Raw genomic sequence first — 13,915 nt, 5'->3', positions numbered from 1 at the left:
TTTATTTCATCATCATCGTGAGGTTTCCGGCAGTAATAATGACGGTAAGGCTTAAAAAAAACATGAGAGACACAATAGCGAGAGCCGCAAAAATATAAATGACGCTTTTGCTGATGACATCGAGACAGGTAATGACCGGACCGCCGCCGAGCGGCTGGAGAATCGCGGCTGCCAGCTTGTAAATAAAAGCGAGAGAAAGCACTTTGATTGCCGGGAAAGCCGCAATACAAATCAAAATGGCGACACCTAGGATTCCTACCGTATTTTTCAGCAATAAGGAAGCGCTGATCACCGTATCCGTTGCGTCAGTAAACATTCTTCCAAGAACAGGAATGAAGTTGCCGGTAATAAACTTAGCCGTCCTGAGCGTAATGCCGTCTGTCACTGCCGCCGAGGCACCCTGCACAGAAATGACGCCGAGAAACACAGTGAGAAAGACTGCCAGCGCTCCGATGGCAATATTTCTGAGAAGATTGGACAGCTGCGTTACTTTGTATTGTTCAGTCATTGTACTGACGATGCTCAGAATTGCTGATAAGAAAATCAGCGGCATGACGATATTTTGAATCAGCAGACCGCTCGTATTCATTAGAAAGAGAATAACAGGATGAAAGAAGGCCGCAGATACAGCTCCTCCAGAGGAAGCCAAAAGCGCCAGCAGGAGAGGAATGAGAGCCAAAATAAAACTGGTCATCGTCTGAATCGCCTCTGTCGCATAATTGATCGCTACATGAAAGCTGTTCAGTGCAAGGATAATCAGCACCATATAAACAATTGCGTAGGCAACCTTGCTGACTGTGCTTTGCTGAAATGCATTTTGCAGAAGCTGAAGAATGACGCAAAAAATCGTTAGCAAAATCAACGTGCCGAGAAGCTTTCCATTGGCAAGCACTTCATGAAACAAATAAGAAAAGAGAGCCTTCAGCCATTCTTGCGGTGAAAAAGATTTATCGCCGTTTATAAACTCAAGCAAACTTCCTTTTTGACTTTCCGGCAGAAGCCCGCCGTACTCCGTCATTATGTCATTCCAAAATTCACCGATCTTGTCTGTTTCAAGCGACTCTGCCGTTTTTTCAGCCAATTGCTCCGGTGTTTCGGTATGTTCTTCTGTTTGGACCGAGTCGTCTGCTGCTTGTACAATTTCTGTGCAGCCGAATACGAGCAGCACCGCAAGAACCAACGCCCATCGAAAACGCTTCAATCTGCCGCCTCCTTTCGGTTATGACATGGAAGGTATAAGTCCGAGAATCGTTTCAATAATCACGGTTAAAATAGGAACAGCCATAACGAGAATCAGAATTTTCCCCGCCAATTCTATTTTCGAGGCGATGGCCCCTTGACCGGCATCCTTGGTGAGCTGCGCCCCGAATTCAGCAATATAGGCGATTCCGATAATCTTTAAAATCGTTTCAACATATACCATGTTGACATTGGCGTTAACGGCTATTTTTTCAATCATTCTGATAATGTCGTAGATTTGATCTACCAAATAGAGAAAAATAACACATCCGGCAAATACGACAATTAAAAAGGCAAATGTCGGCTTTTGTTCTTTTACGATCAAAGAAAGGAAGGTGGCGATCAGCCCTAAACCTACAATTTGAACAATGTCAATCTGTAAGCCCCCCTATCCTTGAAATAAAAACACAGCTTTTATCTTTTTAAAGAGGTCATCCACAATGGTGGCGACCATAAATAAAATATAGATAAAACCTAACAGCGTCACCCACTGGGCGTATTCTTTTTTTCCCATCTGATCCAAAATCGTGTGTAAAAAAGCGACCACGATTCCCACTCCGGCGATTTGAAAAATGACATTAACGTCTACTCCCATTTTATTTTTGCTCCCCTCACGTTTACATCAATAGAAGAATGAGTAACAAGCCCGCTAAAAAGCCTAAACTTTTTATCATCTTTTCATTTTTCGCTTGTGCCTGCTCAGCATCCGCTTCCGATGCCTCTAAGTGTGTAAGTGCCAGCTTGATATGTTTTTGCTGTGAGATTCGATCGTGAATCCCAAGCGTCTCGCCGAACTGCTTCAGCACATCATATTCGGCTTTTTTCAGTGACATGTTGTCCCACACTTTTTTTAAGCTTTGCTCCCATGCCGTTTTAGCGGAATCACTGCCTTTCTCCAGCTGTTCGCTAAAACTGAGAAACAGAGCCGAAACAGGCTGTGCAAGCTGTTTTGCGATCTGCTGCGAAGCGGTGTGAAGCGGTGTATGGCCGTACATAATTTCCGCCTCGAGAGATTGGAGCGCCGCACGCAGCTGACGGATTTGCCTTGGCCGTTCTGTATAAATTTTCGCCGTCTCGAAACCTGTCCATGTTGTCGCAACTACAATGAATACAGCGCCTAACAGCTTCAGCATGTTTTCACGTCCCTCGTTCCAGAAAGCACGTTTCCGTCTTTGTCATAAATACGGCTTACCGTGCCCGGCCCCTTCGTTCTGGATAATTCCAAATAGCGGTCAAAGGCTTTTTCTTCCCACAGACGCTTTAATGAAGGCCGCTTCATCAGATCAGAAATACTCCAGCCATGCGCGGATACGATGACCGAAACACCGGCATGCAGCGCCTCGAGAAGTGCTTCTGTATCCTCCGTTCTTCCGATTTCATCAACAATTATCACCTCGGGACTCATTGACCGGATCATCATCATCAGCCCCTCAGCCTTCGGACAGGCATCTAACACGTCAATTCTCTGTCCGAATTGATGCTGCGGAATGCCGCGCAGGCACCCGGCAATTTCCGACCGTTCATCGACAATGCCTGTCTTTACGGGCGGAATGCGGTTCTTGCCGCTGCTCGCAAGTCTGGCAAGATCACGAAGCAGCGTTGTTTTACCGGTTTGCGGCGGACCGATAATCAATGTATTCAGCCAGCCGTTTTGATGCAGATAAGGCAGCAGCGGTTCTGCAATTCCAAGCTTTTGCCGGGCAATTCGTATATTAAAAGACGCAATGTCGCGGAGGCCCTTCACCCCTCCGTTTTCTGTAATGACTCTGCCTGCAAGTCCGACTCTGTGGCCGCCCCTGATGGTGACATACCCTTTCTTCAGCTCTTCTTCGAGCGTATACATACTATAATTGCTCAGCCGGCTGAGGATCAGGTGGGCATCCTCGGCCGTGCCCGCATAGGACAAAAAAAGAGGTTGTCCTTTTCGTATCAGTTCAACAGGGCGGTTAACCCGAATTCTGATTTCTTCGATTTCCAGCCATTGATGTTCCGGTATTTCAGAAAGGGCGTTTTTCATGGATTCAGGGAGAACGTCAGCAATTTCATTCAACAGAGTCTCCTCCTTTCTACCGATCGGCTTCTTTAAAATGTATGATGTGAGGCAGACTTTATGACAAGCCTCTCTTTATTTGTGGACACCCGCTAAAATCAACACGACACCCGTAAAAATCAAGATCAGTTTTGCATATGACAGCTGCCCGGCAATTTGGTAGATTCCCACAGTCATGGTGATGATAAAAATCAGCGGACCGACAATAGCAAGAATGCTGTTGACCACAACCGCTTTGCGGACATCATTTGTCACAAGCATCACAATCGCGGCCGTCAGCTCAATCATGGAGGATAAAACTCGCAATCCGGCCATTGTCAAAACAGTAGAATTGATATTTCCAAGAAAAAATTTCATAGCACTCTCCCAACCTCCCATTTTTTTATATGATATGCTCTAGCTGTCGGAAGTAGTCTTGCCATTTTCGTATAAAAGAAAGATTCTGTTTTTGCGCACAAAAAAAGCCTGCTCCCAATTGGGAACAGGCCTCTTTTTTCTCCTTACGCTCTTGAAACGTAAGAACCATCTGATGTGTTGACTACAAGAGTGTCGCCTTCATTGACAAAGAACGGCACGTTTACAACAAGACCAGTTTCGGTTTTCGCAGGTTTTGTACCGCCTGATGCCGTATCACCTTTAATACCAGGTTCAGTCTCTACCACTTTCAGCTCAACCGTGTTCGGAAGTTCGATACCGAGTGTTTCATCTTGGTACATCATGATGTGTACAGACATATTTTCAAGCAGATATTTTAATTCCTCTTCAATTTGAGTTTCACTCAGTTCAAGCTGTTCATAAGAACTTGTATCCATGAATACGTGCTGGTCTCCGTTTGCATATAAGTATTGCATTGTTTTTGTTTCGATTTGCGCTTTTGCCACTTTTTCACCAGCACGGAATGTTTTTTCCTGAATCGCGCCAGTACGCAGGTTGCGAAGTTTAGAACGGACAAATGCCGCACCTTTACCCGGTTTTACGTGCTGGAAGTCAACGACGCGCCAAATGCCGCCATCCACTTCGATTGTTAATCCTGTACGGAAATCGTTTACTGAAATCATGTTTAATGTCCTCCTATATTCCAATCACAAAATAATGAGTTCTTTTGGGGAATGGGTAATTGTCCGGTTGCCGTTTTCTGTAATCACGATGTCATCTTCAATTCGGACACCGCCTGTTTCTGGTATGTAAATGCCCGGCTCCACTGTAACCACCATGCCCGGTTCAAGAATAGCTGAAGATCTGACTGACAGCCCCGGCGACTCATGAACTTCCATGCCGAGCCCATGCCCGGTTGAATGGCCGAAGTACTCGCCGTAGCCTTTTGCAGCGATATGATCCCTAGTCAGGGCGTCAGCCTCTTTGCCTGTCATGCCCGGCTTAATATGTTCGACGCCGAGTGCCTGAGCATCAAATACGACCTGATAAATTTCTTTCAATTGATCACTAGGCTGGCCTACAGCGACCGTTCGGGTAATGTCAGAACAATATCCTTTATAGTAAGCGCCAAAATCCAGCGTAACAAGATCCCCGCTTTCAATCAGTTTGTCACTTGCCACTCCATGGGGAAGGCTTGACCGAAGGCCCGAGGCGACAATCATATCAAAAGAAGAGCTGTCCGCTCCTTGGCTTCTCATATAAAACTCCAATTCATTGGCAACAGCTATTTCAGAAATGCCGGGTTTCATAAACGTCAAGATATGGCTGAAAGCATCATCTGCAATCTTCGCAGCTTCCTCTAATATCTTAATCTCTTCATTAGACTTAATCAAGCGCAACTTTTCCACGGATTCAGCCACAGGCACTAATTCAGCCTCACTGACAACCGCGTTGTAGGACGCGTATGTGCCGTAGGTCATCCTGTTTTGTTCAAAACCGAGGAGTTTGATGCCGAACTTTTCAATTGTGTCGGCAGTGGTTTGAATCAGGCTGCCGCCGTGCTCAATGATTTCAAAGCCCTTTACCTGAACCTTCGCCTGCTCCGTATAACGGAAATCTGTAATAAACGCAGCCCTGTCTCCGGATATGACAGCTAAGCCCGCTGACCCTGTAAAACCGGTCATATAGCGCAAATTGATGCTGCTTGTAATCAGCATTCCGTCTATCCCCAGCTGTTCGAACAAGTTTCTTAATTTCTCAAGTTTCATCTTTATTCTCCCCCTTGCCGGCTTAATAAATAGCGAACAGCAAGCTTGTAGCCTTCAGATCCGAGGCCGACAATCTGCCCTTTCGCAACAGGAGCGATCACTGACTGATGCCTGAATTCTTCTCTGGCGTATAAGTTTGATAAATGCACCTCAACCACAGGAGGGCTGATGCTTGAAACAGCATCCCTGATTGCATAGCTGTAATGGCTCAGCGCGCCCGGATTCAAAACAATTCCGTCATATTGTTCCTCAGCCTCGTGTATGGCGTCTATCAAATCGCCTTCATGATTAGACTGGAAAAAAGTAAGCTGAATATGTAAGGCTTCAGCAAATTGAAAAAGATCTGTTTCAATATCTGTCAGTGTGTGACGCCCAAATACATCCGGCTCACGCTTCCCCAGCCGATTGACATTCGGGCCGTTCAAAATCAAAAAATGAGGCACATGGCTCTCTCCTTTTCGCGAGGGTTTCTCATGTAAAAAATGTTCACTTCTCGTGAACATTTTATCATAACAAAAAAGGATAATACACTATTCTCTCTGTGTTCCCAGCGCACGTGCCAGCTTTTCCGAGTTCAGCTCATTATATTCAAATGAAATTGAATATCCGACAAACAGCCCGTAAAGCAGATAGATACAAATTGTTGTAATAATCGTATCTGATTTCAATTCAGTTACAGCGCGCACATCCTGGAAAATCGGATTAAACACAAAAAACACGAGCAGCCAAAGCAGCAAGCCGTATAACATACCAGGCCACATCGTTTTCAAGCGTTTCAAGAGAAGATAATAAAGAAACGCCCCGCCAATCGAAATGATGCCAATCACAATGATGCTGATAATCGTTCCTAAACCATGTTTCTTCCACTCTCCGAGTACAAACGGCTGCAATATCATATTGGGGCTGATTTCGGAAAAATGAAATAAGTAGGCGATATAACCGACGAAACTCCATAATACGCCTCCGCAAAAACCCGTCGCCGCTACCCTGGCGCCCATTGGCACAGGCGGTCCCTGATCCTCTTTTGTTTGTTCGTTTTGATCTGTATTTTTTTCACTTGTCATAACGGCCACCTCCTTGTTAAAGTGTGCCCAAAAAATGAAATGTCAATAAAAAAGCTCACACATTTTGACAGCAGCGAGTAAAATTTGAAAATAACGGGTATACTGCATGTAGAAAAAGCAAGGCTCTGGCAAATTTTCAGCCCGTCAATCTAGAGGTTTCGCGCTGTTTCCTGTACAATAGAGTGAAAGGAAATAGTTAGCAATCCTAAAGAAATAGGCAGGTTGATGAATATGTCAAAACATAAAATTCCGCCCGCTTACGGCGGGCAGGCGGTTGTGGAAGGCGTTATGTTTGGCGGAAAACACAATTACGTTACGGCCATACGAAGAACAGACGGAAGCATTGATTTCTTCAAGCTTCCCCGGAAACACAATCAGAAGCTGAACATGGTAAAAAAAATACCATTTATAAGAGGGATCGCGGCTATTATTGAAGCGAGCGCTAACGGCACAAAGCATTTGAATTTCTCGAGTGAACGCTATGGACTTGATCCGTCTGAGGACGAGACGCTTAAGGAAGAAAAAAAAGCCTCGGGGCTGTCAATGTATCTCAGCCTTGCAGTGATCGGCGTCTTATCATTTTTGTTCAGTAAATTCGTATTTACATTGGTTCCTGTTTTCTTAGCTGAACTGACAAGACCGGTTTTTCCATCGGACACAGCGCAAATCGCAGTTGAAAGTCTCTTCAAATTGATTTTGCTGCTCGGTTATATTTATTTTTTATCCATGACGCCGCTGATTAAAAGAGTGTTTCAATATCATGGAGCCGAACATAAGGTCATAAACTGTTATGAACAGAATTTGCCAATTACTGTAGAGAACGTTCAAAATCAATCACGGCTTCATTACCGCTGCGGGTCCAGCTTTATTTTATTTACCATTATTGTCGGTATGTTTGTATACTTGCTTGTTCCGACAGATCCGCTTTGGTTGCGTGTTATAGATCGTGTCGCTCTCATACCGGTTGTACTTGGGATTTCCTTTGAAGTGCTGCAGCTGACAAATAAAGTGCGTGATATTCCCGGTTTGAAATGTCTCGGGTACCCGGGCCTCTGGCTTCAGCTGTTAACGACTAAAGAACCTAAGGATGACCAAGTTGAAGTTGCAATCGAAAGCTTTAACGAGCTTCTCAGACTCGAAGAAAGATCTGAACAAAAAGAGCAGCCTTCTCACAACGTCATCTAATATCCGTTGCCCTGCTATTACTTTCGGAGGTGGACAGTTATGAATCATCGTGTACAACCTATTATTGCTGTATTAATTGCGCTGGGAGCGTTCGGTTTCCTCTATGTGCTGGTAACCAATCCCGGAGAAATGGCAAAAATGGCGATAACCATCATCTTGGCAGGTATCATTATTTATTTTATTGTGAAATATGTAATGAAGCGAAATACTGGCAGTGAAGGAGCGGCTTTTAAAAAAGCGGCCAAACAATCGCAGCGCCGGCTGAAAGAACAAAAAGCAAAGCACCGCGCCGGGCATAAAGGACGGGTGAGCCATCTGCGAAGCGTTCCGAGCGCCAGCAAACCTAAGCCGATGATTCTCAAGAAAAAAAGCCAGACGCAGCTGACTGTCATAGAAGGGAAAAAAAATAAAAAGAAAAACAGAGCGCTTTTTTAATAGGTCCACTGCTTTAAAAACTGCTCTGTCCGACTTTTACCTAGCTCAATCAGAGCTAGTTTTTTTTGTTGTGTTAAATGAAATTCGGTCGCCATCACGTTGTCAACCGGAAGAAAAATGATATTTTGCTCATAGCGTGACGCAATATGTCTTGCGTCATGCGCATCCTTCATCGTTTCAAACAGAGCGCCAAACAGTTCGAAAGCGTTTCCGATATTTTTTTTCGGCCGCTCCCTTTCATTCGGCGCAAGCGTCACCCCGATAACAGGTCGTTTTCTTTCTTTAGAAAACAGCCATATGGGAAAATTGCTTAAAACGCCCCCATCCACTACGGTGGCAGTTCCTGTATCTGTTTTTAATTTTATTGGTTCAAAAAAATAGGGAATGCTGCAGCTCATTCTTACCGCTCTGGCAACCGGAAACATATCCGGATTTAACCCGTAGCGGGCCAAGTCGTCCGGCAGCACGATCATTGTACCGTTTGTCAGATCCGAAGCGATGAGCCGCAAAGAGCCTTTTTTCAAATCGCCAAAGACGCGTACGCCTTTCGCTCTTAAAAGGTCGGCGATCCACTTTTCTAATGTGTCTCCTTTAAACAAGCCCAAACGCCAGTAAATGGACACCCATTGGAGCATTTTTAAGGGGAGAAATGAGTATCGCTGGTCCAGCAGCCTCTCTCCGTCCACTTCTTCAATCAAAGCGTGAATTTCCTTGCTTGAATAACCTGATGCAATAAAAGCGGCAATAACGGCGCCGGCGCTTGTGCCGGCAAGCCGTGCAAAGCGGAAGCCTTTTTCCTCAAGCGCTTCATAAGCGCCGGCAAGCGCCACGCCTTTTACCCCTCCGCCAGAAAACACACCGTCAATATACATCCCATACCCTCCCCCTCCATCCAATGGCTTACTATCATTTTAAGAAAAAACGCGAAGAAATAGACCAATGAATGAAGCAGGGCGCATTTCATCAAAAAAAGGCGGCCTCCTTTGAGACCCGCCTTTTTACTGATTATGATGTTCTGTTTTCTTTTGGATTGATTTCAGCTCTTTTTTACGCGCATCGTCTTCTTCAAAATATTGAACAAGATCACCGATGCGATCAATGCTGTTCCAGCTTAAATGATGCTCGATTCCTTCGACATCGTTATATATTTTCTCTTCATCAACACCAATGATTCTTAAAAACTGCTCAAGCAATTCATGTCTGTATACTAGCCGTTTGCCTATTTTCTTTCCTTTAGACGTTAGCACGAGACCGCGATATTTTTCATAAATTAAATATTCGTCTTTATCTAGTTTTTGAACCATTTTTGTTACAGAGGAGGGGTGGACTGCCAATGCTTCCGCGATATCAGAAACCCTTGCATATCCTTTTTCTTCAATCAGCATATAAATCTGTTCAATATAATCTTCCATACTTGGTGTCGTCATCGAAACCCTCCCAAAAAGCACCTTAACTTTATAAATCATTACAAGTTTACACTAATGAACTTGAAAAAACAAGGATGCTCTGCAGGCCAAAAAGCCCTTTTTACCGCTTATAATTCCATTCATCAGAAGCATATTTTGTTTCTGCCAAGTCCTGAACAAAATTAAGCTCTTCCTGGGATAATTCGTACGGCTCCAAGTGAATATTCAAGCCGGTTTCAAATCCGGATTTAAAAGCCTTGCGTGCATCGTCCATCGTCACCGGGTGATCGGTGAGTTCATTAATCGCAACCGCTTTATTTTTAAAATTGCGCTGCATCCGCTCTCTGACTCTTTCACTCGGATACAAAAACAGATCAAACAGCTTGTCCTCATCCAAATCAAGCAGAATGGAGCCGTGCTGAAGGATGACGCCTTTTTGTCTCGTTTGCGCGCTTCCCGCCACCTTGCGCCCCTCCACAACAAGCTCATACCAGGACGGCGCGTCAAAACAAACGGATGACCGCGGGTTCTTTAAGCTTTCTTTTTCTTTTTCGGTTCTCGGAATGGCAAAATAAGCGTCCAGACCAAGATTTCTAAAGCCTTGAAGTATGCCTTCTGAAATAACCCGATATGCCTCGGTTACAGTCGCCGGCATTTCCGGATGATCCTCAGAAACGATTACGCTGTATGTCAATTCCTGATCGTGGAGCACCCCTCTTCCTCCGGTCGGGCGTCTGACAAATCCAAGATTATACTTATGTACTGCTTCAAAATTGATTTCCTTTTTAATATTTTGAAAATAACCTACAGAAAGCGTCGCCGGATTCCAGCCGTAAAAACGGATGACCGGAGGAATTTTCTTTTCACTGTGCCAATATAAAAGCGCTTCATCAAGCGCCATATTGAAAGCCGGGCTTGCATTTCCTGAGTCTATAAACCGCCAAGTTTCTTTTTCCATTTTGAGACCTTCCTTACCGTTTTAATAGAATCAGTTTAACAAACTGCAGGGAAAATGAAAAATATTTTAGTTCCATTATGGATGACAATCACGCCGTGCTTTACTATAATAGTATTTGTCGAAAACGTCTCTATGCCCTTGTTTAAAGAAGCAGGGTTTTGATTTTATACGTTAAAGGAGTAGAATCACATTGTCTAATATGATCGTTTTAATTATTTTTGCTGCGTTTATCGTCTATATGATTGCTTCATATGTCTATCAGCAGCGAATTATGAAAACACTTTCGGAAGAAGAATTCCGCGCTGGTTACCGCAAAGCGCAGCTTATCGACGTTCGTGAACCGAATGAATTTGATGGCGGACATATTTTAGGCGCCCGCAACATTCCGCTTTCTCAGCTGAAACAGAGAAAAAATGAAATCCGGCCGGACAAGCCTGTCTATCTGTACTGCCAGAACAGTGTCCGCAGCGGACGCGCGGCACAAACCCTGCGCAAAAACGGCTGCACTGAGATTTATAACCTTAAGGGCGGCTTTAAAAAATGGGGCGGAAAAATCAAAGCCAAAAATTAAAAAAACAGCTGTCTGATATCAGACAGCTGTTTTTTTATTTTACAAGTTCGCTGCTTACGTTTTTCTCGTATCTAAGTACAGGCTGTCTGGCTGCTTTTGTTTCATCCATTCTTTTGACGATTGTTGTATGCGGAGCCTCCTGTACGAGCTCCGGAGTTTCCTCTGCTTCTTTCGCAATTTGGATCATAGCATCAATAAATGCATCCAGTGTTTCCTTGGATTCTGTCTCTGTCGGCTCAATCATGATGCACTCCTCAACATTAAGCGGAAAATAAATTGTAGGCGGATGATAGCCGAAATCGAGCAGCCGTTTTGCAATATCCAGCGTACGCACCCCAAGCTTTTTCTGGCGTTTCCCTGACAATACAAATTCGTGCTTGCAATGGCGGTCAAACGGCAGATCGTAATAAGGGGCAAGCTTTCTCATCATATAGTTGGCGTTCAGCACCGCGTTTTCAGTAACGGCCTTTAACCCGTCCGGGCCCATAGAGCGGATGTACGTATACGCTCTGACATTGATGCCGAAGTTGCCGTAATAAGGCTTAACACGGCCGATCGCGTGAGGGCGGTCATAGTCAAAAGTAAATCGCCCTTCTTTTTTGATTAAAACGGGTTTTGGCAGATAAGGAATCAGATCTTCTTTTACGCCAACCGGACCTGAACCCGGACCGCCTCCGCCGTGAGGCCCTGTGAAGGTTTTATGCAAATTAAGATGCACCACATCAAATCCCATATCACCGGGTCTCGCTTTACTTAACACGGCATTTAAATTAGCGCCGTCATAATACAGCTTTCCTCCGGCTTGGTGAACGATTTCCGCCATCTCGGTGATCTGTTCCTCAAATAATCCGAGTGTATTCGGATTCGTCAGCATAAGAGCTGCGGTTTCTTCATTCACCGCTCTTTTTAAATCCTCTAAATCAACAAGCCCGTTTTCATTCGATTTCACCGTCACCGTTTCAAAACCGGCAACTGTTGCAGACGCAGGATTTGTCCCATGAGCTGAATCGGGGACAATGACCTTTGTCCGTTTCATATCTCCGCGCGCCTCATGATAAGCGCGGATCATCATCAGTCCCGTCCATTCGCCATGCGCACCCGCCGCGGGCTGAAGCGTGACCTCATCCATTCCCGTAATTTCTTCGAGATGCTTGCTTAAGTCATATAAAAGCTCCAAAGCGCCTTGCACTGTGTCTTCGTCCTGAAGAGGATGAATCGCGGCAAAACCGGGAATCCGCGCGATTTTTTCATTCAATTTCGGATTGTATTTCATTGTACAGGAACCGAGCGGGTAAAAGCCCGAATCAACCCCGTGGTTCCGTCTGGACAATGCTGTGTAATGCCGCATAATATCCAGCTCAGAAACCTCCGGCAGCTCTGCGTCCTCATCACGGATATAGCTGTCTGACAAGAGGTCCTCCACTTCCATTTCCGGTATGTCAAGCTCCGGCAGACTGTAGCCGACACGGCCTTCTCTTGAAAGCTCAAAAATAAGTGCCTGATCCTGATTATTCATGGCGATCCCCCAATTCCTGAATGAGTGCGTCAATTTCTTCTTTTGTTCTCAGCTCTGTTACGGCAATAAGCATATGGCGGTCAAGCTCCGGGTACGTCAGACCCAAATCGTAGCCGCCGATGATTCCATTTGTCAACAATCTTTTGTTTACCGATTTCACAGGTTCATCAAGTTTGATGATGAATTCGTTAAACATCGGCCCGTCAAACATCACAGTGAGCCCCGCTTTTTTCGCTTCTTGCTTAGCATAATTGGCTTTTAAGAGATTTTGGCGGGCGATTTCTTTTACGCCGTTTTTCCCGAGAGCCGTCATGGCGACGGAAGCGGCCAGTGCGTTTAATGCCTGGTTCGAGCAGATGTTTGAGGTCGCCTTATCCCTGCGAATATGCTGCTCTCTGGCTTGCAAGGTAAGCACAAAACCTCTTTTTCCGTTTTCATCCTCCGTTTGTCCGACGAGGCGGCCCGGCACCTTTCTCATTAATTTTTTTGTGACGGCAAAAAATCCGCAATGGGGTCCGCCGTATGCGGAAGGAATCCCGAATGGCTGTGCGTCGCCAACCACAATATCGGCCTGAAAAGCGCCCGGCGGGGTCAGAAGTCCCAATGCAAGCGGATTGGCTGAGACAATAAACATGGATTTTCCCTGATGAGCGATCGGCTCAATATCCTTCAATGGCTCAACCAGACCAAAAAAGTTCGGGTACTGCACAATGACTGCCGCCGTATCGTCACAAACGGTTTCGCGCAAAGCATCAAGATCAGTCACTCCATTTGCGGCAGGGACTTCAACAACTTCAATATACTGTCCTTTTGCATATGTTTTCAGCACTTCTCTCGATTCAGGGTGCACGGTTGTTGACACCACAATTTTTTTCTTTTTCGTATGTCCGGAGGCAAGCATCGCAGCTTCCGCCAAGGCTGTTCCGCCATCATACATAGAAGAGTTGCTGATATCCATGCCAGTTAATTCACAAATCATCGTTTGAAACTCGAAAATCGCCTGAAGCTCCCCTTGAGAAATTTCCGGCTGATATGGTGTATAAGCTGTATAAAACTCAGACCTTGAAATGACATGATCCACAATAACCGGCTGATAATGATCATATACACCGGCGCCTAAGAAAGATGCGTATTGAACGGTATCACAGTTTTTAGACGCCAGCTTTGTCAGTTCTTTTGTTAATTCTGTTTCTGATTTTGCCTTTTTGAATTGATACTCTTTTTTGAATCTGACGTTCTCAGGTATATCGGCGAATAAATCATCGATCGTGTTTGCGCCGATGGCATCAAGCATTTCCTGTTTATCCTTTTCTGTCGCGGGCAAATAGCGGTGCTTCATGTGTTGAC

The 13,915-nt window shown here is 45.0% G+C and carries 18 protein-coding genes; 3 read left to right on the top strand and 15 right to left on the bottom strand.

Annotated elements, in window-relative coordinates; all coding sequences use genetic code 11:
• Position 1: 1 nt before the first annotated feature.
• The 10 genes from spoIIIAE to KXD37_RS03190 all read right to left on the bottom strand — a co-directional run bounded on the left by spoIIIAE (position 2) and on the right by KXD37_RS03190 (position 6,497).
• The gene (spoIIIAE, locus tag KXD37_RS03235) at positions 2–1,201 is read right to left on the bottom strand and encodes a stage III sporulation protein AE (RefSeq protein ID WP_069487194.1); all 1,200 of its coding nucleotides are present in this window, start codon (positions 1,199–1,201) and stop codon (positions 2–4) included.
• A gap of 18 nt (positions 1,202–1,219) precedes the next feature.
• Positions 1,220–1,615 carry a stage III sporulation protein AD gene (gene spoIIIAD / locus KXD37_RS03230; protein ID WP_081638335.1) on the bottom strand — a complete coding sequence of 132 codons (396 nt, stop codon included), beginning with the start codon at positions 1,613–1,615 and terminating at the stop codon, positions 1,220–1,222.
• A 12-nt stretch (positions 1,616–1,627) separates the two neighbouring features.
• Positions 1,628–1,834 carry a stage III sporulation protein AC gene (gene spoIIIAC, locus KXD37_RS03225; protein ID WP_003153142.1) on the bottom strand — a complete coding sequence of 69 codons (207 nt, stop codon included), beginning with the start codon at positions 1,832–1,834 and terminating at the stop codon, positions 1,628–1,630.
• A 22-nt stretch (positions 1,835–1,856) separates the two neighbouring features.
• Positions 1,857–2,372, bottom strand: coding sequence for a stage III sporulation protein SpoIIIAB (spoIIIAB, locus tag KXD37_RS03220; protein ID WP_263463236.1), 516 nt, complete (start codon positions 2,370–2,372; stop codon positions 1,857–1,859).
• Positions 2,366–3,289, bottom strand: a complete 924-nt coding sequence (gene spoIIIAA / locus KXD37_RS03215; RefSeq protein ID WP_044154635.1) for a stage III sporulation protein AA — start codon at positions 3,287–3,289, stop codon at positions 2,366–2,368. The genes spoIIIAB and spoIIIAA overlap by 7 nt, the downstream gene beginning before the upstream one ends.
• Positions 3,290–3,364: 75 nt before the next feature.
• Positions 3,365–3,646 carry a YqhV family protein gene (locus KXD37_RS03210; protein ID WP_010334901.1) on the bottom strand — a complete coding sequence of 94 codons (282 nt, stop codon included), beginning with the start codon at positions 3,644–3,646 and terminating at the stop codon, positions 3,365–3,367.
• Positions 3,647–3,789: 143 nt separating this feature from the next.
• Positions 3,790–4,347 carry an elongation factor P gene (efp, locus tag KXD37_RS03205; RefSeq protein WP_024122022.1) on the bottom strand — a complete coding sequence of 186 codons (558 nt, stop codon included), beginning with the start codon at positions 4,345–4,347 and terminating at the stop codon, positions 3,790–3,792.
• A gap of 24 nt (positions 4,348–4,371) precedes the next feature.
• On the bottom strand, positions 4,372–5,433 hold the full coding sequence (gene papA / locus KXD37_RS03200; protein ID WP_263463235.1) for an aminopeptidase PapA: 1,062 nt from the start codon (positions 5,431–5,433) through the stop codon (positions 4,372–4,374).
• Positions 5,434–5,435: 2 nt separating this feature from the next.
• Complete coding sequence (gene aroQ / locus KXD37_RS03195) at positions 5,436–5,876, bottom strand: type II 3-dehydroquinate dehydratase (protein ID WP_024122024.1); 441 nt, start codon at positions 5,874–5,876, stop codon at positions 5,436–5,438.
• Between the two features lie 87 nt (positions 5,877–5,963).
• On the bottom strand, positions 5,964–6,497 hold the full coding sequence (locus tag KXD37_RS03190; protein WP_024122025.1) for a YqhR family membrane protein: 534 nt from the start codon (positions 6,495–6,497) through the stop codon (positions 5,964–5,966).
• 231 nt (positions 6,498–6,728) lie between these two features.
• Between KXD37_RS03190 and KXD37_RS03185 the strand changes: the two genes are divergently transcribed.
• On the top strand, positions 6,729–7,682 hold the full coding sequence (locus KXD37_RS03185; RefSeq protein WP_255003458.1) for a DUF1385 domain-containing protein: 954 nt from the start codon (positions 6,729–6,731) through the stop codon (positions 7,680–7,682).
• Between the two features lie 39 nt (positions 7,683–7,721).
• The gene (locus tag KXD37_RS03180; RefSeq protein ID WP_263463234.1) at positions 7,722–8,117 is read left to right on the top strand and encodes an SA1362 family protein; all 396 of its coding nucleotides are present in this window, start codon (positions 7,722–7,724) and stop codon (positions 8,115–8,117) included.
• On the opposite strand, the gene KXD37_RS03175 is transcribed toward KXD37_RS03180, so the two are convergent.
• The 3 genes from KXD37_RS03175 to lipM form a co-directional block, all read right to left on the bottom strand.
• The gene (locus KXD37_RS03175; protein WP_127696776.1) at positions 8,114–8,989 is read right to left on the bottom strand and encodes a patatin-like phospholipase family protein; all 876 of its coding nucleotides are present in this window, start codon (positions 8,987–8,989) and stop codon (positions 8,114–8,116) included. The two genes, KXD37_RS03180 and KXD37_RS03175, sit on opposite strands and share 4 nt — an antisense overlap.
• A gap of 126 nt (positions 8,990–9,115) precedes the next feature.
• Positions 9,116–9,544, bottom strand: a complete 429-nt coding sequence (gene mntR / locus KXD37_RS03170) for a transcriptional regulator MntR (RefSeq protein ID WP_010334908.1) — start codon at positions 9,542–9,544, stop codon at positions 9,116–9,118.
• A gap of 100 nt (positions 9,545–9,644) precedes the next feature.
• A complete protein-coding gene (lipM, locus tag KXD37_RS03165) occupies positions 9,645–10,481 on the bottom strand; it encodes an octanoyltransferase LipM (RefSeq protein ID WP_024122029.1) in 837 nt (278 codons plus the stop codon).
• Between the two features lie 190 nt (positions 10,482–10,671).
• On the opposite strand from lipM, the gene KXD37_RS03160 reads away from it, so the two are divergent.
• On the top strand, positions 10,672–11,052 hold the full coding sequence (locus tag KXD37_RS03160) for a rhodanese-like domain-containing protein (RefSeq protein ID WP_024122030.1): 381 nt from the start codon (positions 10,672–10,674) through the stop codon (positions 11,050–11,052).
• A gap of 34 nt (positions 11,053–11,086) precedes the next feature.
• On the opposite strand, the gene gcvPB is transcribed toward KXD37_RS03160, so the two are convergent.
• Entirely contained in the window at positions 11,087–12,568 is a 1,482-nt protein-coding gene (gene gcvPB / locus KXD37_RS03155; RefSeq protein WP_095713266.1) for an aminomethyl-transferring glycine dehydrogenase subunit GcvPB, read from the bottom strand.
• Positions 12,561–13,907 carry an aminomethyl-transferring glycine dehydrogenase subunit GcvPA gene (gene gcvPA, locus KXD37_RS03150; RefSeq protein ID WP_103672264.1) on the bottom strand — a complete coding sequence of 449 codons (1,347 nt, stop codon included), beginning with the start codon at positions 13,905–13,907 and terminating at the stop codon, positions 12,561–12,563. Before gcvPA ends, gcvPB begins: the two co-directional genes overlap by 8 nt.
• Positions 13,908–13,915: the final 8 nt, after the last annotated feature.

Source organism: Bacillus sp. XT-2, assembly GCF_025696525.1.
Taxonomy (GTDB): Bacteria; Bacillota; Bacilli; order Bacillales; family Bacillaceae; genus Bacillus; species Bacillus halotolerans.
Note: the sequence above shows the minus strand (reverse complement) of the source record. Positions and strands in the feature narration are given on the sequence as shown.

What these genes read in the sequence shown, in the direction of transcription:
- KXD37_RS03180 (WP_263463234.1), top strand. Translation starts at nt 7,722, where the DNA reads ATGAATCATCGTGTACAACCTATTATTGCTGTATTAATTGCGCTGGGA.
- KXD37_RS03210 (WP_010334901.1), bottom strand. Translation starts at nt 3,646, where the DNA reads ATGAAATTTTTTCTTGGAAATATCAATTCTACTGTTTTGACAATGGCC.
- mntR (WP_010334908.1), bottom strand. Translation starts at nt 9,544, where the DNA reads ATGACGACACCAAGTATGGAAGATTATATTGAACAGATTTATATGCTG.
- spoIIIAC (WP_003153142.1), bottom strand. Translation starts at nt 1,834, where the DNA reads ATGGGAGTAGACGTTAATGTCATTTTTCAAATCGCCGGAGTGGGAATC.
- KXD37_RS03185 (WP_255003458.1), top strand. Translation starts at nt 6,729, where the DNA reads ATGTCAAAACATAAAATTCCGCCCGCTTACGGCGGGCAGGCGGTTGTG.
- spoIIIAB (WP_263463236.1), bottom strand. Translation starts at nt 2,372, where the DNA reads ATGCTGAAGCTGTTAGGCGCTGTATTCATTGTAGTTGCGACAACATGG.
- gcvPA (WP_103672264.1), bottom strand. Translation starts at nt 13,907, where the DNA reads ATGAAGCACCGCTATTTGCCCGCGACAGAAAAGGATAAACAGGAAATG.
- lipM (WP_024122029.1), bottom strand. Translation starts at nt 10,481, where the DNA reads ATGGAAAAAGAAACTTGGCGGTTTATAGACTCAGGAAATGCAAGCCCG.
- gcvPB (WP_095713266.1), bottom strand. Translation starts at nt 12,568, where the DNA reads ATGAATAATCAGGATCAGGCACTTATTTTTGAGCTTTCAAGAGAAGGC.
- efp (WP_024122022.1), bottom strand. Translation starts at nt 4,347, where the DNA reads ATGATTTCAGTAAACGATTTCCGTACAGGATTAACAATCGAAGTGGAT.
- KXD37_RS03190 (WP_024122025.1), bottom strand. Translation starts at nt 6,497, where the DNA reads ATGACAAGTGAAAAAAATACAGATCAAAACGAACAAACAAAAGAGGAT.
- papA (WP_263463235.1), bottom strand. Translation starts at nt 5,433, where the DNA reads ATGAAACTTGAGAAATTAAGAAACTTGTTCGAACAGCTGGGGATAGAC.
- KXD37_RS03175 (WP_127696776.1), bottom strand. Translation starts at nt 8,989, where the DNA reads ATGTATATTGACGGTGTGTTTTCTGGCGGAGGGGTAAAAGGCGTGGCG.